27 protein-coding genes and 1 pseudogene are annotated in these 24,901 nt (G+C 54.2%); 18 read left to right on the top strand and 10 right to left on the bottom strand.

The window, feature by feature from the left end; translation table 11 throughout:
- Window positions 1-291 precede the first annotated feature (291 nt).
- The 13 genes from cysG to rpoS all read left to right on the top strand — a co-directional run bounded on the left by cysG (window position 292) and on the right by rpoS (window position 11,497).
- On the top strand, window positions 292-1,698 hold the full coding sequence (cysG, locus tag ACZAHD_RS13315; protein ID WP_462457200.1) for a siroheme synthase CysG: 1,407 nt from the start codon (window positions 292-294) through the stop codon (window positions 1,696-1,698).
- 9 nt (window positions 1,699-1,707) lie between these two features.
- Window positions 1,708-2,616, top strand: a complete 909-nt coding sequence (gene cysD, locus ACZAHD_RS13310; RefSeq protein WP_462457197.1) for a sulfate adenylyltransferase subunit CysD — start codon at window positions 1,708-1,710, stop codon at window positions 2,614-2,616.
- 9 nt (window positions 2,617-2,625) lie between these two features.
- The gene (gene cysN / locus ACZAHD_RS13305) at window positions 2,626-4,053 is read left to right on the top strand and encodes a sulfate adenylyltransferase subunit CysN (RefSeq protein WP_462457196.1); all 1,428 of its coding nucleotides are present in this window, start codon (window positions 2,626-2,628) and stop codon (window positions 4,051-4,053) included.
- Window positions 4,053-4,658: an adenylyl-sulfate kinase gene (gene cysC / locus ACZAHD_RS13300; RefSeq protein ID WP_462457195.1), complete on the top strand. Its 606-nt coding sequence runs from the start codon at window positions 4,053-4,055 to the stop codon at window positions 4,656-4,658. Before cysN ends, cysC begins: the two co-directional genes overlap by 1 nt.
- A 48-nt stretch (window positions 4,659-4,706) precedes the next feature.
- Complete coding sequence (locus ACZAHD_RS13295; protein ID WP_462457194.1) at window positions 4,707-5,033, top strand: DUF3561 family protein; 327 nt, start codon at window positions 4,707-4,709, stop codon at window positions 5,031-5,033.
- Between the two features lie 140 nt (window positions 5,034-5,173).
- Complete coding sequence (gene ftsB / locus ACZAHD_RS13290; protein ID WP_004866952.1) at window positions 5,174-5,485, top strand: cell division protein FtsB; 312 nt, start codon at window positions 5,174-5,176, stop codon at window positions 5,483-5,485.
- A 19-nt stretch (window positions 5,486-5,504) separates the two neighbouring features.
- Window positions 5,505-6,215 (top strand): 2-C-methyl-D-erythritol 4-phosphate cytidylyltransferase, encoded by a 711-nt coding sequence (gene ispD, locus ACZAHD_RS13285; RefSeq protein WP_462457193.1) that lies wholly within the window; start codon window positions 5,505-5,507, stop codon window positions 6,213-6,215.
- Window positions 6,215-6,694 carry a 2-C-methyl-D-erythritol 2,4-cyclodiphosphate synthase gene (gene ispF / locus ACZAHD_RS13280; RefSeq protein WP_462457192.1) on the top strand — a complete coding sequence of 160 codons (480 nt, stop codon included), beginning with the start codon at window positions 6,215-6,217 and terminating at the stop codon, window positions 6,692-6,694. Before ispD ends, ispF begins: the two co-directional genes overlap by 1 nt.
- Window positions 6,691-7,740, top strand: coding sequence for a tRNA pseudouridine(13) synthase TruD (gene truD / locus ACZAHD_RS13275; RefSeq protein ID WP_462457191.1), 1,050 nt, complete (start codon window positions 6,691-6,693; stop codon window positions 7,738-7,740). Before ispF ends, truD begins: the two co-directional genes overlap by 4 nt.
- Window positions 7,721-8,482, top strand: a complete 762-nt coding sequence (surE, locus tag ACZAHD_RS13270; RefSeq protein ID WP_004866944.1) for a 5'/3'-nucleotidase SurE — start codon at window positions 7,721-7,723, stop codon at window positions 8,480-8,482. The genes truD and surE overlap by 20 nt, the downstream gene beginning before the upstream one ends.
- Complete coding sequence (locus tag ACZAHD_RS13265; protein WP_462457190.1) at window positions 8,476-9,102, top strand: protein-L-isoaspartate(D-aspartate) O-methyltransferase; 627 nt, start codon at window positions 8,476-8,478, stop codon at window positions 9,100-9,102. The genes surE and ACZAHD_RS13265 overlap by 7 nt, the downstream gene beginning before the upstream one ends.
- A 124-nt stretch (window positions 9,103-9,226) precedes the next feature.
- Window positions 9,227-10,351, top strand: a complete 1,125-nt coding sequence (gene nlpD, locus ACZAHD_RS13260) for a murein hydrolase activator NlpD (protein WP_462457189.1) — start codon at window positions 9,227-9,229, stop codon at window positions 10,349-10,351.
- Between the two features lie 153 nt (window positions 10,352-10,504).
- Entirely contained in the window at window positions 10,505-11,497 is a 993-nt protein-coding gene (rpoS, locus tag ACZAHD_RS13255; RefSeq protein ID WP_004866938.1) for an RNA polymerase sigma factor RpoS, read from the top strand.
- Window positions 11,498-11,630: 133 nt separating this feature from the next.
- Here the strand turns inward: rpoS and ACZAHD_RS13250 are convergent, their stop codons facing one another.
- Window positions 11,631-12,050, bottom strand: a complete 420-nt coding sequence (locus ACZAHD_RS13250) for a MarR family winged helix-turn-helix transcriptional regulator (protein WP_462457188.1) — start codon at window positions 12,048-12,050, stop codon at window positions 11,631-11,633.
- Between the two features lie 171 nt (window positions 12,051-12,221).
- On the opposite strand from ACZAHD_RS13250, the gene ACZAHD_RS13245 reads away from it, so the two are divergent.
- The 4 genes from ACZAHD_RS13245 (at window position 12,222) to ACZAHD_RS13230 (ending at window position 14,976) form a co-directional block, all read left to right on the top strand.
- Window positions 12,222-12,815 (top strand): non-oxidative hydroxyarylic acid decarboxylases subunit B, encoded by a 594-nt coding sequence (locus ACZAHD_RS13245; RefSeq protein WP_462457199.1) that lies wholly within the window; start codon window positions 12,222-12,224, stop codon window positions 12,813-12,815.
- Complete coding sequence (locus ACZAHD_RS13240; RefSeq protein ID WP_462457187.1) at window positions 12,815-14,242, top strand: non-oxidative hydroxyarylic acid decarboxylases subunit C; 1,428 nt, start codon at window positions 12,815-12,817, stop codon at window positions 14,240-14,242. Before ACZAHD_RS13245 ends, ACZAHD_RS13240 begins: the two co-directional genes overlap by 1 nt.
- Window positions 14,243-14,252: 10 nt before the next feature.
- A complete protein-coding gene (locus ACZAHD_RS13235) occupies window positions 14,253-14,489 on the top strand; it encodes a non-oxidative hydroxyarylic acid decarboxylases subunit D (protein ID WP_462457186.1) in 237 nt (78 codons plus the stop codon).
- Between the two features lie 334 nt (window positions 14,490-14,823).
- Window positions 14,824-14,976: a Hok/Gef family protein gene (locus ACZAHD_RS13230; RefSeq protein ID WP_462457185.1), complete on the top strand. Its 153-nt coding sequence runs from the start codon at window positions 14,824-14,826 to the stop codon at window positions 14,974-14,976.
- A gap of 121 nt (window positions 14,977-15,097) precedes the next feature.
- On the opposite strand, the gene mutS is transcribed toward ACZAHD_RS13230, so the two are convergent.
- Window positions 15,098-17,665 carry a DNA mismatch repair protein MutS gene (gene mutS, locus ACZAHD_RS13225; RefSeq protein WP_462457184.1) on the bottom strand — a complete coding sequence of 856 codons (2,568 nt, stop codon included), beginning with the start codon at window positions 17,663-17,665 and terminating at the stop codon, window positions 15,098-15,100.
- A gap of 147 nt (window positions 17,666-17,812) precedes the next feature.
- Between mutS and ACZAHD_RS13220 the strand changes: the two are divergent.
- Window positions 17,813-18,130: pseudogene (locus ACZAHD_RS13220) on the top strand (integrase); the annotation flags it as partial.
- A 410-nt stretch (window positions 18,131-18,540) separates the two neighbouring features.
- Here the strand turns inward: ACZAHD_RS13220 and ACZAHD_RS13215 are convergent.
- The 8 genes from ACZAHD_RS13215 to ACZAHD_RS13180 all read right to left on the bottom strand — a co-directional run.
- Window positions 18,541-19,602 carry a DUF3800 domain-containing protein gene (locus ACZAHD_RS13215; RefSeq protein WP_462457183.1) on the bottom strand — a complete coding sequence of 354 codons (1,062 nt, stop codon included), beginning with the start codon at window positions 19,600-19,602 and terminating at the stop codon, window positions 18,541-18,543.
- A 168-nt stretch (window positions 19,603-19,770) separates the two neighbouring features.
- On the bottom strand, window positions 19,771-20,262 hold the full coding sequence (locus ACZAHD_RS13210) for an Hcp family type VI secretion system effector (protein WP_462457182.1): 492 nt from the start codon (window positions 20,260-20,262) through the stop codon (window positions 19,771-19,773).
- A 1-nt stretch (window position 20,263) separates the two neighbouring features.
- Window positions 20,264-20,533 carry a hypothetical protein gene (locus ACZAHD_RS13205; RefSeq protein ID WP_462457181.1) on the bottom strand — a complete coding sequence of 90 codons (270 nt, stop codon included), beginning with the start codon at window positions 20,531-20,533 and terminating at the stop codon, window positions 20,264-20,266.
- On the bottom strand, window positions 20,511-21,029 hold the full coding sequence (locus tag ACZAHD_RS13200; protein ID WP_462457198.1) for a DUF2778 domain-containing protein: 519 nt from the start codon (window positions 21,027-21,029) through the stop codon (window positions 20,511-20,513). Before ACZAHD_RS13200 ends, ACZAHD_RS13205 begins: the two co-directional genes overlap by 23 nt.
- Window positions 21,030-21,308: 279 nt before the next feature.
- On the bottom strand, window positions 21,309-22,097 hold the full coding sequence (locus ACZAHD_RS13195; protein WP_462457180.1) for a heme ABC transporter ATP-binding protein: 789 nt from the start codon (window positions 22,095-22,097) through the stop codon (window positions 21,309-21,311).
- Complete coding sequence (locus ACZAHD_RS13190) at window positions 22,090-23,085, bottom strand: FecCD family ABC transporter permease (RefSeq protein ID WP_462457179.1); 996 nt, start codon at window positions 23,083-23,085, stop codon at window positions 22,090-22,092. Before ACZAHD_RS13190 ends, ACZAHD_RS13195 begins: the two co-directional genes overlap by 8 nt.
- Entirely contained in the window at window positions 23,085-23,903 is an 819-nt protein-coding gene (locus ACZAHD_RS13185; RefSeq protein ID WP_462457178.1) for a heme/hemin ABC transporter substrate-binding protein, read from the bottom strand. Before ACZAHD_RS13185 ends, ACZAHD_RS13190 begins: the two co-directional genes overlap by 1 nt.
- Window positions 23,900-24,901: hemin-degrading factor (locus tag ACZAHD_RS13180; protein WP_462457177.1), on the bottom strand; the 1,002-nt coding region annotated here is incomplete at its 5' end. The genes ACZAHD_RS13185 and ACZAHD_RS13180, both read right to left, overlap by 4 nt.

Raw genomic sequence — 24,901 nt, 5'->3', positions numbered from 1 at the left:
CCAAGCGCCAGGGGAAGGAGGCGGCGGCACAACGCGGAAAACATAGCGGGGGTCCTTTCTTGAGGGAAATATTTAACGCGCATAGTATGAAACTGTGACCGCGCTTAAACAATTTCATTTCCTCTTAAACCGCGGAAAAATCGCGCGTTAAGCACTTTTTGATATTTGCTTTTTCAGGTCGTTATTCTTTTGGGTAACTACTCATTCCATTTAGTAATTTCATTTGCTCTAAACAGCACCCTATAGTCGCTCTATGAGTGATTGTAAGCGAGTTGTTGCTACGTGGATTATTTGCCCTTATTTGCCGAACTGAAAGCAAAACCGGTGTTGGTTATTGGCGGCGGGGATATTGCAGCGCGTAAAATTATGTTCTTGCGGCGGGCAGGGGCCAACGTACAGGTCGTGGCGGCAGCTTTATCTGAAGAGGTCGCCGCGCTTGTTGAACGTCAGGAGATTCAATGGCGGGCCCACGAGTTTGAAGAGCAACAGCTTGACGACGTCTTTTTAGTGATTGCCGCGACCGACGATGACGCGCTCAACCAGCGGGTTTCCGCTGCCGCCAACGCCCGTTACCGGTTGGTCAATGTTGTTGATAATCAGCCGCTCTGCTCGGTGGTGTTTCCCTCCATCGTGGACCGCTCTCCGCTGCTGGTTGCGATATTCTCCGGCGGTTCGGCGCCGGTATTGTCCCGGTTGATTCGCGAAAAAATAGAAGCGCTGCTGCCCACCAACCTGGGACGCGTCGCCGAGGCGGCCAGCTACTGGCGGCATCATATCAAAACGCATCTGACGACGACGGCAGCACGGCGGCGCTTCTGGGAGCGGGTTTTCAATGGCCGGTTTGCCAGTCTGATGATTGCCGGAAATAAAGCCGCCGCCGATAAGGCGCTGGAAGAAGAACTGCATCAGCCGGAAAAACGGCTGGGTGAAATTATTCTCGTCGGTGCCGGGCCGGGTGATGCCGGGCTTCTGACGCTGCGCGGCCTGCAGGCGGTGCAGCAGGCGGACGTGGTATTTTATGACCATCTGGTGACGCCGGAGATCCGCGAACTGGTGCGCCGCGATGCCGAGATGATCTGCGTGGGCAAGCGCGCGGGCGAACACTCGGTGCCGCAGCATGAAACGAACCAGATGCTGGTCGACGCGGCGCGAGAAGGCAAAACGGTGGTGCGCCTGAAAGGCGGCGATCCGTTTATTTTCGGACGCGGCGGCGAAGAACTACAGGCAGCCGCTGCCGCAGGGATCCCGTTTCAGGTGGTCCCGGGCGTAACCGCTGCTGCCGGGGCGACGGCCTACGCCGGGATTCCGCTGACCCATCGGGATTACGCCCAGAGCGTCACCTTCGTCACCGGTCATTACAAGGCCGACAGTGCCGCGCATGACTGGTCGCTGCTGGCGCAAAGTCGTCAGACGCTGGCTATCTATATGGGCACAATGAAAGCGGCGGAAATCAGCGCGCAACTGATCGCCCACGGCCGGGACAGCAATACGCCGGTGGCGGTGATTTCTCGTGGCTCCCGCGCCGATCAGCAAACGATAACGGGCACCTTACAGCAGCTCGAAGCGCTGGCGAAAGGTGCCCCGATGCCCACTTTGCTGGTGGTGGGCGAAGTAGTGCAATTACACCACCAGCTCGCCTGGTTTCAACAAACAACTCAAGCAGATGCGTTTAACGCGTCTGTGGTGAATCTGGCTTAAGGAATGGTTATGGACCAAAAACGACTCACTCACCTGCGGCAACTGGAGGCGGAAAGCATCCATATTATTCGCGAGGTGGCCGCCGAATTCTCTAACCCGGTGATGATGTACTCCATCGGTAAAGATTCCAGCGTCATGCTGCATCTGGCGCGTAAAGCGTTTTATCCGGGAACCTTGCCTTTTCCGCTGCTGCACGTTGATACCGGCTGGAAATTCCGCGAGATGTATGAATTCCGCGACCGTACTGCCAAAGCCTATGGCTGCGAACTGTTGGTGCACAAAAACCCGGAAGGGGTGGCGATGGGGATTAACCCGTTTGTTCACGGCAGCGCCAAGCACACCGATATCATGAAGACCGAAGGTCTGAAGCAGGCGCTGGACAAATACGGCTTTGATGCCGCCTTTGGCGGCGCCCGTCGCGATGAAGAAAAATCCCGTGCCAAAGAGCGTATCTACTCTTTCCGCGACCGTTTTCACCGCTGGGATCCGAAAAACCAGCGTCCGGAGTTGTGGCACAACTACAACGGCCAGATTAACAAGGGCGAAAGCATCCGCGTGTTCCCGCTTTCCAACTGGACCGAGCTGGATATCTGGCAGTACATCTATCTGGAAAATATTGAAATCGTTCCGCTGTATCTGGCGGCCGAGCGTCCGGTGCTGGAGCGCGACGGTATGCTGATGATGATTGATGACGATCGTATCGATCTGCAACCGGGCGAGGTGATCAAAAAACAGATGGTGCGCTTCCGTACTTTAGGCTGCTGGCCGTTGACCGGCGCGGTGGAATCCAACGCGCAAACGCTGCCGGAGATTATTGAAGAGATGCTGGTCTCCACTACCAGCGAGCGTCAGGGTCGTATGATTGACCGCGACCAGGCCGGCTCCATGGAGCTGAAGAAACGTCAGGGGTATTTCTAAGGAGCCGCCATGAACACGACCATTGCCCAACAAATTGCTAATGAAGGCGGCGTAGAAGCTTATCTGCACGCGCAACAGCACAAAAGCCTGCTGCGTTTCTTGACCTGCGGCAGCGTCGATGACGGGAAAAGTACCCTGATTGGCCGCCTGCTGCACGATACCCGACAGATTTACGAAGATCAGCTCTCATCGCTGCATAATGACAGTAAGCGTCATGGTACGCAGGGTGAAAAACTGGATCTGGCGCTGCTGGTGGATGGCCTGCAGGCTGAGCGTGAACAGGGCATCACCATCGATGTCGCCTATCGCTATTTCTCGACCGAGAAACGCAAATTTATTATCGCCGACACGCCGGGACACGAGCAGTACACTCGCAATATGGCTACCGGCGCTTCCACCTGCGATCTGGCGATTCTGCTGATGGATGCGCGCAAAGGCGTGCTCGATCAGACTCGCCGTCACAGCTTTATATCGACGCTGCTGGGAATTAAAAACCTGGTGGTGGCGGTGAATAAAATGGACCTGGTGGATTTTAGCGAAGAGACGTTTAATCGCATTCGCGAAGAGTATCTCACCTTTGCAGGGCAGTTGCCGGGCGACGTCGATATTCGCTTTGTTCCGCTTTCTGCCCTTGAGGGGGACAACGTGGCGGCCCAGAGCGTCAGCATGCCGTGGTACAGCGGTCCGACGCTGCTGGAAGTGCTGGAAACCGTTGAAATTCGTCGCGTGGTGGAAAATCAGCCGCTGCGTTTCCCGATTCAGTTTGTTAACCGACCGAACCTCGACTTCCGCGGCTTCTCCGGGACCGTGGCTTCTGGTAGCGTGACGGTCGGACAGCGCCTGAAGGTACTGCCGTCGGGCGTGGAGTCGAGCGTGGCGCGTATTGTGACGTTTGACGGCGACCTGCAGGAAGCCGGGGCCGGTGAAGCCATCACCATCGTGTTGAAAGATGAGATTGATATCAGCCGTGGCGATCTGTTGGTTGATGCGCAGGTTACGCTGCCCGCGGTGCAAAGCGCCAGCGTGGATGTGGTATGGATGGCCGAACAGGCGTTAGCCCCGGGTCAGAGCTATGACATCAAAATTGCCGGCAAGAAAACCCGCGCTCGCGTTGACGGGGTTCGCTATCAGGTTGATATCAATAACCTGACCCAGCGTGAAGTCGAGTCGCTGCCGCTGAACGGGATTGGCCTTGTCGATTTGACCTTCGACGAGCCGCTGGTGCTGGACAAGTATCAGCATAACCCGGTAACTGGCGGGCTGATCTTCATCGATCGTCTGACCAACGTCACGGTGGGCGCCGGTATGGTGCACGAACCGCAGGAACAGCGCCAGGCGTCGGCATCATCCTTCAGTGCATTTGAACTGGAACTGAACCAGCTGATCCGTAAACACTTCCCGCACTGGGACGCGCGCGACCTGTTGGGAGGCAAGTAATGGCCCTGCATGACGAAAACGTCGTCTGGCACGCCCATCCGGTCACCCGGCAGCAGCGCGAACAGCACCACGGCCATCGTGGCGTGGTGCTGTGGTTTACCGGGCTGTCTGGCTCCGGTAAGTCTACCGTTGCCGGCGCGCTGGAAGAGGCGCTGCATCAGTTGGGTGTCAGCACCTATCTGCTGGATGGCGATAATGTGCGGCACGGCCTGTGTAGCGATCTCGGCTTTAGCGATAGCGATCGTAAAGAAAATATTCGGCGCGTCGGGGAAGTGGCGAAACTGATGGTTGATGCCGGGCTGGTGGTGTTGACCGCGTTTATCTCTCCACATCGCGCTGAACGCCAGATCGTTCGCGAGCGCTTAGGCGAAGGGGGCTTTATCGAAGTGTTTGTCGATACGCCGCTGGCTATTTGCGAGGCTCGGGATCCAAAAGGGTTATACAAGAAGGCGCGTGCGGGTGAATTACGCAACTTTACCGGGATAGATTCGGTGTACGAATCGCCAGAAAAGGCGGAAATTCATTTGGATGGTGAACAATTGGTAACAAATTTGGTGCACCAACTATTAGACCTCCTCAGGCAGCAAGATATTATCAGATCCTGAAACGGCGGCGGCATTGAGATGCTGGTCGCCAGGTCAACAGGATTCGATATGCGCAATACCCAGAACATCAGTCTTATTCGTCCGGAACCCCCCGCGGTGTCCCATGACGAGACCACCTGGTCTTTGTCAGGCGCCGCCGTGGGTTTTATTTCATGGCTGCTGGCGCTGGGTATTCCCTTCCTCATGTATGGCAGTAATACGTTATTTTTCCTCCTCTACACCTGGCCCTTTTTTCTCGCCTTAATGCCGGTTGCCGTTGTTGTCGGGATTGCACTGCACTCGCTGTTGAACGGTAAGCTCCTGTACAGCGCATGCGCGACGATTTTGACCGTGGGGCTGATGTTTGGCCTGCTGTTTCTCTGGCTGCTGGGATAGTCCTTTCTGCGTATGAATCAAGCCTGGGTATCGGCGACAGAAATGTGTTACAGTCCCCGCGTTACGCGGCGTCGTCCGCGCGTCGGAGTGAAATACTCGGGCGAGTTATGGGATGATGATGCCGTTTTTCAGGGGGCAGAATGGGTAAATTAACGCTGCTACTATTGGCTTTGCTGGTCTGGCTACAGTACTCGCTGTGGTTCGGTAAAAATGGTCTGCATGACTACAGTCGGGTGAATGACGACGTCACCGCGCAGCAAGCCACTAACAGCAAATTAAAGGCGCGCAACGATCAACTCTTTGCGGAAATCGATGACCTTAACGGCGGTCAGGAAGCGATCGAAGAACGTGCGCGCAATGAACTAAGCATGACCCGCCCGGGCGAAACATTTTATCGTCTGGTCCCGGATGCGTCTAAGCGCAACCAGGGGTCGACGCAGAACAATCGATAAACAAGCCCAGGATTACGACATGGCAGCCACTTTTCCGGGTGTTTGCGCCGTGGTACCGGCAGCCGGTTTTGGCCGCCGCATGCAAACGGAATGCCCGAAACAATATCTCTCAATCGGTAACAAAACGATACTCGAACATGCGGTCGCTGCGCTGTTGGCGAACACGTGCGTGCAGCGCGTGGTGATTGCCGTCAGTCCCGGCGATGTCCGCTTTAGCCAGTTGCCGCTGGCCACTCATCCACAGATTACCGTCGTCGACGGCGGCGCCGAGCGCGCTGACTCCGTACTGGCTGGTCTGCAGGCGTTGCCCGAAGCCGAATGGGTGCTGGTGCATGATGCCGCGCGCCCGTGCCTGCACCAGGACGACCTCCGGCGGCTGCTGGCGCTGCGCGAAAGCAGCCGCGTGGGGGGAATTCTCGCAGCGCCGGTGCGCGATACCATGAAACGCGCGGAACCTGGCAAGGTGGCTATTGCGCACACCGTCGATCGGAATGATTTATGGCATGCGCTGACGCCGCAATTTTTCCCTCGTGAATTACTCCTCCAGTGCCTGACGCGCGCGCTCAATGAAAGCGCCACCATCACCGATGAAGCCTCGGCGCTGGAATACTGCGGCTTCCATCCCGAACTGGTGGCCGGACGAGCTGACAATATTAAAGTGACGCGCCCGGAAGACCTGGCGCTGGCAGAATTTTACCTTACCCGTTCCCGACACCAGGAGAAGGCTTAATGCGAATTGGACACGGTTTTGACGTACACGCTTTTGGTGGTGAAGGCCCAATCATTATTGGGGGGGTGCGCATCCCTTACGAAAAAGGGCTGTTGGCCCATTCCGACGGCGACGTAGCCCTGCACGCGTTGACCGATGCCCTGCTTGGAGCGGCGGCGCTGGGGGATATTGGCAAGCTGTTCCCGGATACTGACCCGGCCTTTAAAGGCGTCGACAGCCGCGAACTGCTGCGCGAAGCCTGGCGGCGGATTCAGGCCAAAGGCTATACCCTCGGAAACGTGGATGTCACCATCATTGCTCAAGCGCCAAAAATGCTGCCGCATATTCCGCAGATGCGTGTTTTTATCGCCGAAGATCTCGGCTGCCATATGGATCAGGTCAACGTGAAAGCCACCACTACCGAGAAGCTCGGTTTCACCGGCCGCGGTGAAGGCATCGCCTGTGAAGCGGTGGCGCTGCTGCATAAGGCTCAGCCATGATCGCTTTTAATGATCTCACCTGGCTGCACGGTAAACCGCAGGGGCAGGGGAGACTGAAAGCCAACCCGGAAGATTTCGTGGTGGTGGAAGATCTCGGCTTTGCGCCGGATGGCGAAGGCGAGCATCTGCTGGTACGGATTCTGAAAACGGACTGCAATACGCGGGTTGTGGCGGATGCGCTGGCTAAGTTTCTTAAAATCCATGCGCGTGAAGTGAGTTTTGCCGGGCAGAAAGATAAGCATGCCGTGACCGAACAGTGGCTGTGCGCCCGGCTCCCGGGTAAAGAGATGCCCGACCTGAGCAAGTTTCAGCTGGAAGGGTGTCAGGTGCTGGAATACGCCCGGCATAAACGCAAGCTGCGGCTCGGCGCGCTGAAGGGCAACCAGTTTACCCTGATCCTGCGGGAAATCAGCGATCGCGACGATGTCGAGCGGCGTCTGCAGGCCGTTGTCGCGCAGGGGGTGCCAAACTATTTCGGCGCCCAGCGGTTTGGTATTGGCGGCAGTAATCTGCTGGGCGCACTGCGCTGGGCGGAGAGCGGCGCAGCGGTTCGCGATCGTAATAAACGCAGTTTTTGGCTGTCGGCGGCGCGGAGCGGCTTGTTTAATCAACAGGTCAGTATTAGATTAAAAAAACCGGCATTTAATCAGGTTGTTGATGGCGATGCGCTACAATTAGCGGGGCGCGGGAGCTGGTTTGTCGCTACGCCTGAGGAGCGAGCGCAGCTGCAGGAGCGGGTCGATAACCGTGAACTGATGATTACGGCGGCGTTACCGGGAAGCGGCGAGTGGGGCAGCCAAGGCGAGGCACTGGCCACTGAGCAGGCGGCTGTTGCAGAAGAGACGCAGCTCCAGGCTCTGCTGGTGCGTGAAAAAGTAGAAGCGGCACGCCGGGCGATGCTGCTCTATCCGCAGCAGATGAGTTGGAACTGGTGGGATGACGTAACCGTTGAACTGCGTTTCTGGCTGCCAGCGGGCAGCTTCGCCACCAGCGTGGTAAGGGAACTTATCAATACAACGGGTGACTATGCGAATATTGCTGAGTAACGATGACGGGATTCATGCGCCGGGTATTCAGACCCTGGCGAAGGCCTTACGGGAGTTTGCTGAGGTCCAGGTAGTTGCACCCGATCGTAACCGCAGCGGCGCATCGAACTCCCTGACTCTCGAGTCTTCGTTACGCACTTTCACTTTCGATAACGGCGATATCGCCGTCCAGATGGGGACGCCAACAGACTGTGTCTATCTCGGCGTCAACGCCCTGATGCGCCCGCGTCCGGATATCGTGGTTTCCGGCATTAACGCCGGCCCCAATCTCGGCGATGACGTCATCTACTCCGGCACTGTCGCCGCCGCAATGGAAGGCCGTCACCTCGGCTTTCCGGCGCTGGCCGTCTCCCTGAATGGTCATCAGCACTACGACACCGCGGCGGCCATCACCTGCTCTATCCTGCGTGCTTTAAGCCGCGAGCCGTTGCGTACCGGTCGCATCCTCAATATCAATGTGCCCGATCTGCCACTTGAGCAGATTAAAGGCATCCGCGTCACTCGCTGCGGCAGCCGACATCCCGCCGATCAGGTCATTCCGCAAAAAGATCCGCGCGGCAATACGCTGTACTGGATTGGCCCGCCGGGAGAGAAGCACGATGCCGGGCCGGATACCGATTTTGCGGCCGTTGACGAAGGCTATGTCTCCGTGACGCCGCTGCACGTTGATTTAACCGCCCACCAGGCTCACGGGATGGTGGCCGACTGGCTGGATCGCGTCGGAGTGGCAACACAATGGTAAGCAAACGTGTAGAAAGCCTGCTGAATCAGCTGCGTACTCAGGGCATCGTTGACGAGCGCGTGCTGGAGGCGATAACCCTGGTACCGCGTGAAAAATTCGTTGATGAAGCCTTCGAACACAAGGCGTGGGAGAACACGGCACTACCTATCGGCCAGGGGCAAACCATCTCGCAGCCCTACATGGTGGCGCGGATGACGGAGCTTCTGACACTGACGCCGGAATCGCGGGTGCTGGAGATTGGTACCGGGTCAGGCTATCAGACGGCGATACTGGCGCACCTCGTCCATCACGTATGTTCGGTCGAACGGATTAAGAGTTTACAGTGGCAGGCGCGTCGTCGCCTGAAACAACTTGATTTACATAATGTTTCAACCCGTCATGGTGATGGATGGCAGGGTTGGAAGGCTCGTGCTCCCTTTGATGCGATTATCGTCACCGCCGCACCGCCGGAAGTGCCGCCTGCGCTACTGGCGCAGCTGGATGAGGGAGGCGTGCTGGTATTACCGGTGGGCGAGGTGCATCAGTTTCTGAAACGGATCCGTCGTCGCGGTAATGAATTTGTGATGGATACCGTCGAAGCCGTACGCTTTGTTCCCCTGGTGCAAGGGGAGCTGGCATGAGACCCGGATTAATCCAGGTTTTTTTTGCCTGACTTTAGGCGTAGGGTGGACACATTTTCAGTGTCCTGGCCGGGTGTTGTCCGGTAAGCAAGATATTGGTAGTTAACATATTCCTGGGGGATAAATGAGCGCGGGAAGCCCAAAATTTACCTTAAGCCGTATTGCGGCGTTATCACTGGTTTCACTCTGGCTGGCTGGTTGTAGCAATACCAATAATCCGCCAGCGCCGGTGAGCACGGCGGGTGGAGCCCCATCCTCGAGAACGAATTCCGGGATGCTGATCACTCCGCCGCCGTCGACAGGATCTGCCATTGTTCCGCACACACCTCAGATACAGCCGGTTCAGACGCCTGCGACGCAGGTTCAGCCGATGGCTCAGCAGCCGGTGCAGACCGTGAACGGCAAGATAGTCTATAACCGTAAATATGGCGATATTCCGAAAGGCAGCTATACGGGGGGCAGCACCTATACCGTGAAACGCGGCGATACGCTGTTCTATATTGCCTGGGTAACAGGCAACGATTTCCGTGACCTCGCGCAGCGCAACAATATCCCCGCGCCGTACAGCCTGAACGTCGGTCAGACGCTGCAGGTTGGCAACTCTGCAGGTCAGCCAATCACCGGTGATAACGCCGTTGCTGCGGCAAGCGTACGGGCAAGCGGAGGTGCGACGGTGGCCTCAAATGCTGCACAAAAATCAACCGCGGTGGTTGCGTCACAACCAACTATTACGTATTCTGAATCCTCAGGTGAACAGAATGCTAATAAGATGTTGCCGAACAATAAGCCAGCGACGACCACCGTTGTCGCGCCAGTGACGGCTCCCGCGGTTAGCACCAACCAACCGACTGCGAGCAGTACGTCAACCAGTTCGCCTATCTCCACATGGCGCTGGCCGACTGATGGCAAGGTTATCGAGAACTTTAGTGGCGCAGAAGGCGGCAATAAAGGTATTGATATTGCAGGCAGTAAGGGACAGGCTATTGTCGCGACCGCTGACGGACGCGTCGTCTATGCCGGTAACGCGCTGCGCGGTTACGGTAATCTTATTATCATCAAACACAACGATGATTACCTGAGTGCCTACGCTCATAACGATACAATGCTGGTCCGGGAACAACAGGAAGTTAAAGCGGGGCAGAAAATTGCTACCATGGGTAGCACCGGCACCAGCTCTACAAGATTGCATTTTGAAATTCGTTACAAGGGGAAATCCGTCAACCCGCTGCAGTATTTACCGCAGCGATAATTTGGCGAAGTACGGATAAGCGTCGCATCAGTTGACTGACGACAGGCCGGTTGCAACTGCCCCTTCATCGGGGCAAAACGTCTCCGTCCGGCGTTGTTGAATGATGTATCGCGAAGGTGCTTTGCTCAGGGATCACGGGTAGGAGCCATCTTTATGAGTCAGAATACGCTGAAAGTTCATGATTTAAATGAAGACGCGGAATTTGATGAGAACGGAGTCGAGGTTTTCGATGAGAAAGCCTTAGTAGAAGAGGAACCCAGTGATAGCGATCTGGCCGAGGAAGATCTTCTGTCGCAAGGCGCCACACAACGTGTGCTGGATGCGACGCAGCTCTATTTAGGTGAGATTGGTTATTCCCCACTGCTGACGGCCGAAGAAGAAGTTTATTTCGCCCGTCGCGCATTGCGTGGTGATGTGGCTTCACGCCGCCGGATGATTGAAAGTAACCTGCGTCTGGTGGTGAAAATTGCTCGTCGTTATAGCAATCGTGGTCTGGCGCTGCTGGATCTGATTGAAGAGGGCAATCTGGGGCTGATCCGCGCAGTTGAGAAGTTTGACCCGGAACGTGGGTTCCGTTTCTCGACTTATGCCACCTGGTGGATTCGTCAAACGATTGAACGGGCGATCATGAACCAAACCCGTACCATTCGTTTACCTATCCATATTGTCAAAGAGCTGAACGTCTATCTGCGTACCGCGCGTGAGTTGTCCCATAAGCTGGACCACGAGCCGAGTGCGGAAGAGATTGCCGAGCAGCTGGATAAGCCGGTTGATGACGTGAGCCGTATGCTGCGTCTCAATGAGCGCATTACCTCAGTGGACACGCCGCTGGGCGGCGACTCGGAAAAAGCGCTGCTGGATATTCTGGCCGATGAGAAAGACAACGGTCCGGAAGACACCACGCAGGACGATGATATGAAACAAAGCATCGTTAAATGGCTGTTCGAACTGAACGCCAAGCAGCGTGAAGTCCTGGCGCGTCGTTTTGGCCTGTTAGGCTACGAAGCCGCTACGCTTGAAGATGTTGGCCGTGAGATTGGTCTGACCCGCGAACGCGTTCGTCAGATCCAGGTAGAAGGCCTGCGCCGGCTGCGGGAAATTCTGCAAGGACAAGGGCTGAACATCGAAGCGCTATTCCGCGAATAAGCGATTTTCCTCTCAAAAAGGCCCGATCGGGCCTTTTTCTTTGCATGCTACGCCTGTCGGGTCTCATGTCGGACGCGCAGCATGTCCCGACCAGGGGCCGGGCGTTTATTGATTTCTTGCGCGAGCGTCAGCGCTAATCTTTTTTTTCTTGCGCGATCATCTTGTGGATTATTTGCGAGAACTGTTGGCGCTCTTCGTCGCTCAGTCGCCCCAGGAACTCGTCATCGACGGCATTTCCCAGCGGTACGGAATGTGCCAGCAACGCTTCACCTTCCGCGGTTAAATAGACAAACCGGCGGCGTTTATCCGCCGGATCCTGTTCGCGACGGACCAGTCCGCGGCTCTCCATACGGCTCAGCATTTCCGCCAGCGTCGCTTTCGTACTGACTGCCGCTTCCGTCAGCGTGACCTGTTCAATTCCTGGGTGCTCTGCAATCGAGCGCATCACCGCATACTGGGGTTTAGTGAGCGCCGGCAGTTTGTGCTGCCAGCGGGCGGTGTGCTGCTGAAAAAGCTGACGCAAGAGGTGGAACGCCTCGTTTCTTAACTCCATGGGAACTCCGTAAAAAAACGTCGGTTCTATAATAGCCGTTTGCGACGCTTTTACGCATCTTTCCCGCTTTGATTAAAAATGCGGCCAACCGTGAACGCACTTGCAGGCGACGACTACCAGGCGTAGTTTTAATAAAAATGTTCGTATAAGAACAATTAGTGGGGGAAGATGATGAAGCTGATTGTCGGGATAACCGGTGCTACCGGCGCACCGTTAGGTGTCGCGCTGCTTAAGGCGCTTCGCGGGATGCCGGAAGTGGAAACCCATCTGGTGATGTCGAAGTGGGCTAAAACCACGATTGAACTGGAAACGCCGTACAGCGCCCGTGAAGTGGCTGAACTGGCCGATTTCTCACACAGCCCTGCCGACCAGGCTGCCATCATCTCATCAGGCTCCTTTCGTACCGCGGGCATGATTGTCATTCCCTGCAGTATGAAAACGCTAGCCGGAATTCGTGCTGGTTATGCCGAAGGGTTGGTTGGGCGTGCGGCGGATGTGGTGCTGAAAGAGGGACGCAGGTTGGTGCTTGTCCCGCGGGAAATGCCGTTGAGCACTATCCACCTGGAAAACATGCTGGCCCTGTCCCGTATGGGGGTCGCGATGGTGCCGCCGATGCCAGCTTATTACAACCATCCGGCAACGATTGAGGACGTGACTGACCATGTTGTCGTACGAGTTCTGGATCAGTTTGGTCTTGAGTACCACAAAGCGCGCCGCTGGAACGGACTGCGGGAAAAAGAGAATTTTTCACCGGAGGATAAATAATGGCTTTTGATGATTTGCGCAGCTTTTTACAGGCGCTGGACGACCAGGGGCAACTGCTGAAAATTTGCGAAGAAGTGAATGCCGAACCGGATCTGGCTGCCGCTGCGAACGCCACCGGGCGTATCGGCGATGGGGCACCGGCGCTGTGGTTTGACAATATTCGCGGCTTTACCGATGCCCGGGTGGCGATGAATACCATCGGTTCGTGGCAGAACCATGCTATCTCGCTGGGCCTGCCAGCTAATACGCCGGTGAGGAAACAGATTGATGAGTTTATCCGCCGTTGGGATACGTTCGCCGTCACGCCGGAGCGCAGGGCTAACCCGGGATGGACGGAGAATACCGTCGACGGCCAGGAGATTAACCTGTTTGATATTTTGCCGCTGTTTCGTCTGAACGATGGGGATGGTGGTTTTTATCTCGATAAAGCCTGCGTAGTTTCGCGCGATCCGCTCGACCCCAACCATTTTGGCAAGCAGAACGTCGGTATCTATCGCATGGAGGTGAAGGGCAAACGCAAGCTCGGCCTGCAGCCTGTACCAATGCATGATATCGCGCTGCACCTGCACAAAGCCGAAGAGCGCGGCGAAGATCTGCCAATCGCTATTACATTAGGTAATGACCCGATTATCACGCTCATGGGTGCAACGCCGCTGAAGTACGATCAGTCAGAATATGAAATGGCTGGTGCGCTGCGTGGAAGCCCGTATCCGATTGCCACCGCGCCGCTGACCGGTTTTGACGTGCCGTGGGGCTCGGAAGTGATTCTTGAAGGCGTTATTGAGAGCCGCAAACGTGAAATCGAAGGCCCGTTCGGTGAATTTACCGGTCACTACTCCGGCGGACGCAATATGACGGTGGTGCGCATCGATAAAGTTTCTTACCGCACGAAACCGATTTTTGAATCGCTGTACCTCGGTATGCCGTGGACCGAAATTGATTATCTGATGGGCCCGGCGACCTGTGTACCGCTATATCAGCAGCTAAAAGCTGAGTTCCCGGAAGTGCAGGCTGTAAATGCTATGTATACCCACGGTCTACTGGCGATTATCTCGACCAAAAAACGCTACGGCGGTTTTGCGCGTGCGGTCGGCCTGCGGGCAATGACCACGCCGCATGGCCTGGGCTATGTGAAGATGGTGATTATGGTTGATGAGGACGTTGACCCGTTCAACCTTCCTCAGGTGATGTGGGCACTGTCTTCGAAGGTTAATCCGGCGGGGGATTTGGTACAGCTACCGAATATGTCCGTGCTGGAGCTTGATCCTGGCTCGAGCCCGGCGGGAATTACCGACAAACTGGTTATTGATGCGACCACGCCGGTTGCGCCGGATCTCCGCGGCCACTACAGCCAGCCGGTGCAAGATCTCCCTGAAACCAGAGCCTGGGTTGAAAAACTGACTGCCATGCTGGCCAACCGTAAGTAAGGAGAAAAAGATGATGTGTCCACGTTGCGCCGATGCGCAGATTGACGTGCTAGCGAAGTCGCCGGTAAAAGATGTCTGGACTGTATTCCAGTGCCAGCACTGTTTCTATACCTGGCGCGATACCGAGCCGCTGCGCCGTATCAGCCGCGAGCACTACCCGGAAGCATTTCGGATGACCCAGAAAGATATTGATGAGTCGCCGATGGTGCCGAGTATTCCGCCGCTGCTGGCAGAAGATAAACGCTAAATAAACGGGGCCGCGCGGTCGGGCCCTTTTTATCTTTTTATTAATGAAAAAATCTTTATTTGTTAAAATTTAAAATAACGTAAAAGATTAATGGCATATAAGTATTTGCGAGTCTTCTCGCAATCTAAAATAACTCCATTGCGTTTTATTCCTGTGGGGTAATTTTGTCGACCAGGTGAGTATAGAATAACGGCGGGTGCTTGAGGCTGTCTGGTTTTGGGCATTGAAAGGGTTCAGACAGACAAAAGCCCCAGGAGATATTTCTATCAACTGAGGCTGGCGTGTGAACCTGAACAATTCAGATGTTAGTCTCTTCTTTGCAGGGAGGCAAGACATGCTGACAAAATATGCCCTTGTGGCAATCATTGTACTGTGTATTACGGTGCCGGGATTTACGCTAATGGTACGCGGCTCATTGTGCGAGCTGAATATCAAAGAGCGTAGTATGGAGTGTAAAGTTGTTCTCGCTTACGAACCGAAGAAGTAGCAACCGCGCGGGGGCGGTTCTGCGTATTGGTTGTCAGGTCGCATCCTCTCGCACCCATTTTTTCTAAAAGGGCAGCGCTTAGCGGGCTGCCCTTTTGTCACTTGAGCGGAACAAGAAGGTGTTACATCAGGCTCTTCAGCCGGTAAATCCACTCCAGCGCCTGACGCGGGGTCAACGAATCCGGATCGAGGTTCTCCAGGGCTTCTACCGCCGGCGAGGTCTCTTCCGGGGCGGAGAGCAGCGACATCTGCGTACCGTCGACCTGCGTAGCAGCAACGCCTGGAGCAATACTCTCCAGCTCGCGCAATTTCTGCCGCGCGCGCTTAATCACCTCTTTAGGCACGCCCGCCAGTGCGGCAACCGCCAGACCGTAGCTTTTGCTGGCGGCGCCATCCTGGACGCTGTGCATGAAAGCGATGGTATCGCCATGTTCCAGCGCATCAAGATGGACGTTCGCCACACCTTCCATTTTCTCCGGCAACTGGGTCAGTTCGAAGTAGTGGGTGGCAAAAAGGGTCAGCGCCTTAATCTTATTGGCCAGACTTTCTGCACAGGCCCATGCCAGCGACAGACCGTCGTAGGTGGAGGTCCCGCGGCCGATTTCATCCATCAGCACCAGACTGTGTTCGGTGGCGTTATGCAGAATATTAGCGGTTTCGGTCATTTCGACCATGAAGGTGGAGCGGCCGCTTGCCAGGTCATCGGCCGCGCCAACGCGGGTAAAGATGCGATCGATAGGGCCGATTTCAACTTTCTCCGCCGGGACATAGCTGCCAATATAGGCCAGCAGCGCAATCAACGCGGTCTGACGCATATAGGTACTTTTACCGCCCATATTCGGGCCGGTAATAATCAGCATCCGCCGCTGCGGCGCCAGGTTCAGCGGGTTGGCGATGAACGGTTCCTTTAGCACCTGTTCGACCACCGGGTGACGGCCTTCGCTGATGCGAATGCCCGGTTTGTCGCTGAAGGTCGGGCAGCAGTAGTTCAGGGTTTCCGCGCGTTCGGCGAGGTTAATCAGCACATCCAGCTCCGCCAACGCGCTGGCGCTTTGCTGAAGGTCGGCAAGGTGCGGCAGCAGCAGATCGAACAGCTGCTCATAGAGCTGTTTCTCCAGCGCCAGCGCTTTCCCTTTCGACGTCAGTACCTTGTCCTCATATTCCTTCAGTTCCGGAATAATATAGCGCTCGGCGTTTTTCAGCGTCTGGCGACGGACGTAGTGAATCGGGGCATGGTGGCTTTGGCCGCGACTGATCTGAATGTAGTAACCGTGAACGGCATTGTAGCCTACTTTCAGCGTGTCCAGCCCCAGGCGTTCGCGTTCGCGAATTTCCAGCTTATCGAGATAGTCGGTGGCGCCATCCGCCAGCGCGCGCCATTCATCGAGCTCTTCATGGTAACCCGGGGCAATAACGCCGCCATCGCGCACCAGCACTGGCGGCGCATCGATAATTGCACGTTCGAGCAGTTCACGCAGTTCGCTGAACTCGCCCATTTTATCCCGCAACTGCTGGACCGGCGCGCAGCCGACATCGGCCAGCATCTCGCGCAGGGTCGGCAGTTGCTGAAACGCATGACGCATGCGGGCGAGATCGCGCGGGCGCGCGGTGCGCAGCGCCAGTCGCGCCAGAATACGTTCCAGATCGCCCACCTGACGCAGCACCGGCTGCAGTTCGGTATAACGCTCCTGCAGCGCGCCGATGGTTTGCTGACGTTCGACGAGCACCGCAGTATCGCGCACCGGCATATGCAGCCAGCGTTTGAGCATCCGGCTGCCCATCGGCGTCACGGTGCAGTCGAGCACCGACGCCAGCGTATTGTCGAATCCCCCGGCCAGGTTCAGGGTAATCTCAAGGTTACGGCGGGTTGCCGCGTCCATGATAATACTGTCCTGCTGGCGCTCCATAGTGATGGAGCGAATATGCGGCAGGGAGGTGCGCTGGGTATCTTTGACATATTGCAACAGGCAGCCGGCGGCGCAGAGACCGCGCGGCGCATTTTCGACGCCGAAACCGACCAGGTCGCGGGTGCCAAACTGTAAATTCAGCTGCTGGCGCGCGGTGTCGATTTCAAACTCCCACAGCGGACGACGGCGCAGGCCGCGGCGGCCTTCAATCAACGCCGATTCGGCAAAATCTTCGGCATACAGCAGCTCAGCCGGGTTGGTACGCTGCAGCTCGGCGGCCATGGTTTCGCGGTCGGTCGGTTCGCTCAGGCGGAAACGACCGGAGCTGATATCCAGCGTCGCGTAGCCAAAGCCTTTGCTGTCCTGCCAGATTGCGGCCAACAGATTATCCTGACGTTCCTGCAGCAGCGCTTCATCGCTGATAGTGCCAGGCGTGACGATACGCACCACTTTACGCTCGACTGGACCTTTGGTGGTGGCCGGGTCGCCAATCTGTTCGCAAATGGCCACCGATTCACCCTGGTTGACCAGTTTGGCGAGATAGTTTTCCACCGCATGGTGCGGGATCCCGGCCATAGGAATGGGCTCACCCGCCGAGGCGCCGCGTTTGGTCAGCGAGATATCGAGCAGCTGAGAGGCCCGTTTGGCATCATCATAAAACAGCTCATAAAAGTCGCCCATACGATAGAACAGCAGGATCTCCGGATGCTGAGCCTTCAGCTTCAGATACTGCTGCATCATGGGAGTATGGTCTGATAAATCCTTGTCAATAGACTCATTCATATTGATTTTACTCGTTTTTTAAGTCTTTTGGGTACTCAGGTGGCCCCATGTGAAACCCTTAAAAACCCATGTGAACCGATAAATTTGTATACCATATGTATTCTAGTTAGTATCTGGTATACACACTTGAACTGCTGGTATACATCGATGAAAATGACACTCAATCAGTCGATTATAATCAATAAGTTATCTATCGACGTGAAACCGAGCCTTGATCCGCAAGGCAGAGTAGTCTATTTACCCAATCCCGAGCGAAAACCGTATCTTATCACTGATAATCACCGGGATTCACCAGTTGGTTTTGGTGTCAAAATCAGTGCGACAAAAAAGACCTACTTCATCCAGCGGCGTGTGTCGTCAGCAGAAAACAGGCCTTCTACGGGTGGTAGGGCACCTAAAGAGGTTATCAGGTCTACTATTGGTAATGTCTCTGATTTTACCAGCATTGAACAGGCACGCGATCTCCCTTGCTTTTCTCTCCGCGCTGAGCATTGAGAAGCTGTAGTTCTTCATGGTTCAACCTAACACTGATGCAATGTGTTCTTAACGAACTTTCAGGTGATTCTTTTTTAATAATTTTATTAAAAGTATTTTTCATACGAACTCCTTTCGTTTTTTTAATCAGAAGCATATTCCTTATGCTTAGAATATTTATATTGCAGAAGATAAAAATGTCAATGTACACGGAAGTTTTGGGTTGAATGAAAAAAGAATCTATTGCTGAAATGACACAACGTTTACAGGGTGTTTTGCATTATTGTTTTTTTGGTTTTGATGTTCTTTTTCAACCGAAGGGCGAAAAAGCAAGGTCAACTTGAGAAGCGTAGCTTCGATAAGTTAGCCCTTGCTTTATGTATTTTATTTTAATGAGTGAATTAGATGCCCTTGTATATGTTGTCGGGATCTTTCTTGAAGCCAAAAAGTTTATATGACATATCCTCTACCATACTAATTAAACTTAGTTCGTCTTTACTCAGTGTTAACTTCTCACTTAAGTAAATTAATTCTATAGGATATACACCTTTAATATAAGAATTAATTGTTATCTTACCTATGGCTTTTGCAATCTGTATAGGATTATCGAAATTACCTTTCAATGCTCTATTAAAATTTGATATTAAGACATCAACTATTTGGATTCCTGTCGAATCTTTGGAGCTACAAGATGTGTGTTTTTCAAAAACAGAACTGATATAGAAGGGATTAGCATATTCACTGTTGGTTATTGGAGATTCCACATTGAATTCAGTCTCATTATCAATTATTGATTTTTGTATCTCATCTTTATTCAACTCTTCCATGTATTTGTTGAAATGGGATAGGTCATGATTCAATACACAATAAGGGCGTAGTAAATTGTCTAACCTAAGTAATGGGATATATAAGTCATTAAAAACTGCATCGTATAAAACTTGTTTATTGTTTTCTTTTTGATCGAAAATAAAATTAAAATCATTTAGATCTGATGGCATTTCTTTTGCGTAAAATGAGAGACATTTTTCAACAGTATTTCGGAGTGAGAATATATGGATTAGACATTGATTAAAATTTTGATCACTTAGTGATTTTATTCTCTGAATAACATCATTTTTTGTCTGCTCATTCGTATCTGATTTTTCTATCGAGTTTGTTAGGTTAAGCTTTGTATTGCTTAGTATTTCTTTTGATATATTTTTGCTATGAATGGAAGACATGTGGAAAACACATTTGTTCTCAAAAAGAAAATCAATTAGCTCATCAAAGAACTTAACATCGAAATCTCGTCTAAAATAGTTTTTTAATTCATCATCCTCTTTGAGACCAATTCTATCTTTAAGACTTTTAATAAAGGCTGCGATTTTATCCTCTTTTTGCTGTGGTATTGCCAGTATACCCACTGAATTCCATGTTGAATTTTCTAGTGAAAAATTACCTGATTCATCAATGTAAAAATTCATTCATACTCCATATATGTTATTTATTACGGTTAAAAAATTTTGTATTAATTTGCCATAATATTACTATTGTGATTAGAATAAACAATGTAGCCATCAAAAGATGTCCAGTTTTTGTCAGAACATATTCATAGCATTGTGTTTCTCTATAAAAGCCCCGAAGGGCTTTATTTATGCTGTTGCTCTTTCGTTCCACGCATCAGTGTACTGGATATTACCATCAACAATTCGCCAAGTGATTTTTTCATACTGTAAGCTGACACTTTCGACGTGGTTCATTTTATCGTTGCCAGCTAATTTCACATTTGGTACACCACAATTAACACCAGTGATTTTCACATTTTCCATTAAAACAGTGTAGTAGCAAACTTCCTGTCCAGCATCACTAATATGGTAAAAACGAATTTCTGCACTTTTTAAAGTTTGTCCAGTAGTTGCTGCTTTATAGAGATATGGTGTAGAGCTATCAACTTCTTTTTCAATCATCATTGAAGAATGTTGACGAGTACCTGTAATTTTACCATTAGCATTGTCTACTGGTAGGTTAATCCCGTGGCTTAGTCCGATAATCTCTATACTACCGTCACGATCCTGAACATCAACAGAACCTTTAATGTCTGCGCCACCATCATCTTTGAGCCACATATACGGAGGAATCGGCATGTTATTTTTCCCTTATTTTGTTGATTAATTTCATTGCAACTAAATAGATTAAAGTTGTAATAGAAAAAACTGTTGTTACGGATACATAAAAGTAAAGTTCATAGTAATTGTCAGCACCTATTTCCCCTGAACCATAAATAAGATGACCAAGCCAAGAATAGAAATTGTCGCTTATCCAATTCTCAGGAGCACCTAAGGTGCGAGCTATAACCAGAGACAAAAGAATATAAAATATAACTTTTGCAATTCTACGGACAAGTGTTTGAGCCATTGGCTACTACCTCAATCCAACCACGAGCCATAAGTGATCGCATACAAGGAACTTGTATTGGAGCCGTTCTTAAAAGTGCATTTCTGATGAGAGCATAATCGGAGTTATGTGCGATTGTTATACACCCCTCAGACACTCGCCCCGGATGAAGTCTAAACAATCCACGATGAACACCATTAATCCAAGTCCCGTCATCAATACCCCAATCATCCTTGTATAGAGCAAACCACTCATCCCGCCCAAATTCAGCACCATAGTAAAATTTGTTGTATAGATCTTGTGCCTTAGCTTTAGCCCAGGAGCCTAGCCCACCAGCTCCTCGCTCTACTATCCAGTACTTCCCCGGTGGTAGTGGACCGTCGCTCGGAATCGCTCCACATGCTCCTTTATTCCGGTATACCCCTTTACCAGAGAAAGCCATGAAAACACCCACACCATACAGATTGAAAGGTGTATAATCTGCCCCATTCAATATCATTTTTCCGTGTAAGGCCATGCTCCTTTTCCTTATGCTATTGTAAATCCTTAAAAATAATGTATCTATTGAGTAGCGGTGAGTAAACAACCAATGTGTGGTTTTTTTACTCATTGAAAAGTTAGGTACCTGTTTCTACGAAACCACACCCACATTCCCCAAAATGTATCCCATCAGTAAACTAGAATCAGTATGGAATGACCCTGACCCGAAATCCTGCGCCATTCAGAAACAGAATGCCGGCATGATACACACTCCCCTGAACAGCGGACGAGCGCCTGCGGGCGTACTCGTCTCCTGCTATGGCGCCAGATACACCTGGGGGATGGCGACGTCGGGATGCTCACCCATTCGCACTTCAGCACCGTACCAGCGGTTGATAACCGACTGGCGAATGACCTCCTGCGGGGTTCCTTCGGCCACCAGCTTTCCCTGATGGAGCAGCAAAATGCGGTCTGCCCATAGCGCGGCGAGATTGAGGTCGTGCAGCACGACGCAGACGTGCAGTTGGCCGCTGCGGGTTAGCCGTTTCAGCAGACGCAGCAGATGCTGTTGGTAGTAAAGATCCAGCGCCGAGGTCGGTTCGTCGAGAAACAGCCAGCCCCGTGGAGCGTCGTCATGCCACAGCTGAGCGAGGCAACGGGCCAGTTGGACCCGCTGCTGTTCGCCCCCAGACAGCGAAGGATAATGCCTGCCCGCCAGATGGTCGCAGCCGGTTTCCACCATCACCCGCTGACTCATCTGCCGGTCCGGATTTTTACCCCATGGAGAGCGTCCCATGGCGATGACCGTTTCCACCGGCCAGTCGGCATGGAGCTGCGTACGTTGCAACATCACCGCCCGGCGGCGCGAGAGCGCTTCCGACGACCAGTGTTCCAGCGGGCGTCCTTCGACATGACGTTCGCCGCTGTTCGGGGATAAGAAACCGGTCAACAGCCGCAGCAGCGTTGATTTGCCGGCGCCGTTTGGGCCAATTAGCGCGGTCATCTCTCCGCCGGACAGCCTGACCGACACATCGTCGATGACCCGGCGTTTGCCCAGCAACAGAGAGAGCGACGTCGCGTGCCAGGTGCGATCGCGATTATCCATATGTCGTCCTCTGTTGGCGGAAAATTAACCACAAAAACCACGGCGCGCCGAGCATGCTGGTCAGCAGACCCACCGGCATTTCGGCCGGTGCGGCGACGGTGCGGGCAAGGGTATCGGCCAGCAGCAGTAAGATCGCGCCAGCCAGCAGCGACCCCGGCACCAGCGCATGGTGGTCTGGTCCCAGCCACATTCGTATCAGGTGCGGCACCACGAGGCCAATAAAGCCAATCACGCCGCTGATCGCCACCGAAGAGGCCACCAGCAGCGCGCTGCACAGTAGCAACAGACGCTGCACTACCCGGACGTTAATCCCCAGGTAGTGGGCTTCTTCATCGCCAAGCTGTAGCAGGTTGAGGCGGGAAGCCATTAGCCAGATGACCAGCGAAGCAGGGAAGATTAAGGTGGCCGCGACCAGCAGCGTGGACCACTCTGCCTGGCCGAGACTGCCCATTCCCCATAGCGACAGCTGGCGCAGCTGGGTGTCATTACTTATCCAGGCCAGCACCCCCACCAGCGCGCCGCACAGCGCGTTGATGGCGATACCGACCAGCAGCAGGCGCGATAGCGAGCCTTCACCGGCCCGGCTGAGGATAAAAATGACCACCATGACGGCGATACTCCCGATAAATGCCGCCAGCATGGGGGCATACAGCGCCACCATCACCGGAACAGACAGCGGCAGGACCAGCCAGCAGGCCACCGCCAGCGCCGCACCGCTGCTGACCCCCAGCAGGCCGGGATCGGCCAGCGGGTTGCGGAACAACCCCTGCATGACACAGCCAGAGAGGGCCAGCGCGGCACCGACCAGCAGCGCCAGCAGGACGCGCGGTAGACGAATGGTCAGCCAGATATGGCGTAGCACCTCATCTCCCGGTGGCCACAGGCTGGCGAGCGGCAGAGGCATCGCGCCGAGGGTCGTCGCGAACAGCGTCAGGCTCACCAGCAGCAGCGTCATTAACCACAGATGGCGAGAGAGAGTGGGGCGCATCAGGGGAGCTGCTCCGCTTTTTTTCTCAGCGCGCCGATCGCCTGCGGCGTCCGCGGTCCAAAGCCGAGCAGGGCCATATCGTCAATCACCAGCAGCTGTTTATGGCGACCGGCCGGCGTTTGCGCCAGCCCCGGCAGCTTCCATAAACCGGCTTCACCGCCCATGCCTTTAAGCCCGTCGGCGGAGATCACCACCAGGTCCGGCAGGCTGGCGATCACGCCTTCCTGAGACATACTGCGATAATGGTCAAATCCCTGCATCGCGTTCTGCAGCCCGGCGGCCTGAATAGCACCGTCCGCAGCGGTCTTTTGCCCGGCGACCATCGTATTCATTCCGCCGTGGCTGAGAATAAACAGCACCCTTTTGCCGAGCGGCTGCGTGGGGATCTGCGCGATCTGTGCGGCGACGGCGTGGCGCAGGGCGTCACCTTCAGTCTGCTTACCCAGCGCGTCGGCCACCGCGACGATTTTTTTATCAATCGCCGACAGATCGTTACCGCCCGGGATATTAACCACTTTTACCCGACTGTCCTCTACCTTTTGCAGGACCAGCGAAGGCTGGGCCTGTGCGCTTGCCAGGACGATCGTCGGGCGTAACGACAGGATCCCCTCGGCGTTCAGCTGGCGTATATAGCCGACGTCCGGCAGCGATCGCGCGGCGGCAGGCCAGGTGCTGGTACTGTCTTTGGCGACCAGCTGCTGCTGTGCTCCCAGGGCATAGACGATCTCTGTGACATCGCCGCCGAGAGAGATGATGCGTTCGGCTGCGGCATGCGCAAACAGCGGAAGAGCGGCAAACAGTATCAGCCAGCGTTTCATGCGCTCTGTCCTTCCGTCGTCAGACGGTCAACCTGGCTACGCCATGTCTTCTGCTCCGGGTATCCTTCGCTACGCTGGCCGTAAAGCTGAGCGATTTGCGTACCGTCCTGAGCAAACAGTTCCACGCTGGTGACGTGGCCATCCGAGGTTGGCTTACGCGTTACCCAGATTTCATCAATACTGTCTTCGCGCAGGTGCAGGGTGAAGGCGGTATTGAAGATGTTGAGCCAGCCGCGCATCGGGGCCAGCTTTTCGAGCGCGCCGGTGAAGATTTGTACGCAGCCGCGATTGCCAACGAAAATCATAATCTCATTGCCCTCTGCGCGAATAGTTTCCAGCAGGTGCGGCAGGACATCGTGGTCAATGCGGCAGGCCAGGTCATCGCTGACCAGGCGAAAAGCCTGCTGGCGGGAGAGGTTATATTTTCGCAACAGCCCGAAGAACTGATGGACGTCGGTCATGGCGCGCCATTCATTTTCCAGCGCCGCGCCGTCGGCGGAAATGGCGTATCGGGGGGCAACAACGGGGCGGATAGCCAATGGGGTCGGGGCAGCATGGGTCTGCCCGGCAATCAGCGCTTCCCACGCCGGCATATCGGTTTGAGCGGTTGCATAGGCTTTCAACAGCGCGTCGCCGTGATGGTCGAAGAACTGAATGCTCTGACGGCCGTTATCATTCAGATAGAAAGCGCTGGCCCACTGGCTGAGGAACAGGCGCAGATCGAGTGCGCGCGGGTTCAGCACCAGCCCGGCATGGCCGCTCAGGTGCTGGTGGGTAAACTGACCCACCTGCTCATGCACCGCATATTCATTCCGGCAGATGCATTTGGTCTCGCCGACGCTTTCCAGCCCGGTGATGATCGCCCGCATGTCGTCCTGCAGGCGAACAGCATCGTGGCCAACGCGAGCGGCGGTTAATTCCGCTTCGCTAATGCCCATTTCAGCGGCGATATCGCGGGCATATTTAGCGGAAGTCTGTGCTTTGGTGGTCTGATAGCG

It is taken from the genome of Raoultella sp. (genome assembly GCF_039594335.1).
Lineage (GTDB): Bacteria > Pseudomonadota > Gammaproteobacteria > Enterobacterales > Enterobacteriaceae > Klebsiella.
This window is presented reverse-complemented; position numbering and strand designations above follow the sequence as displayed.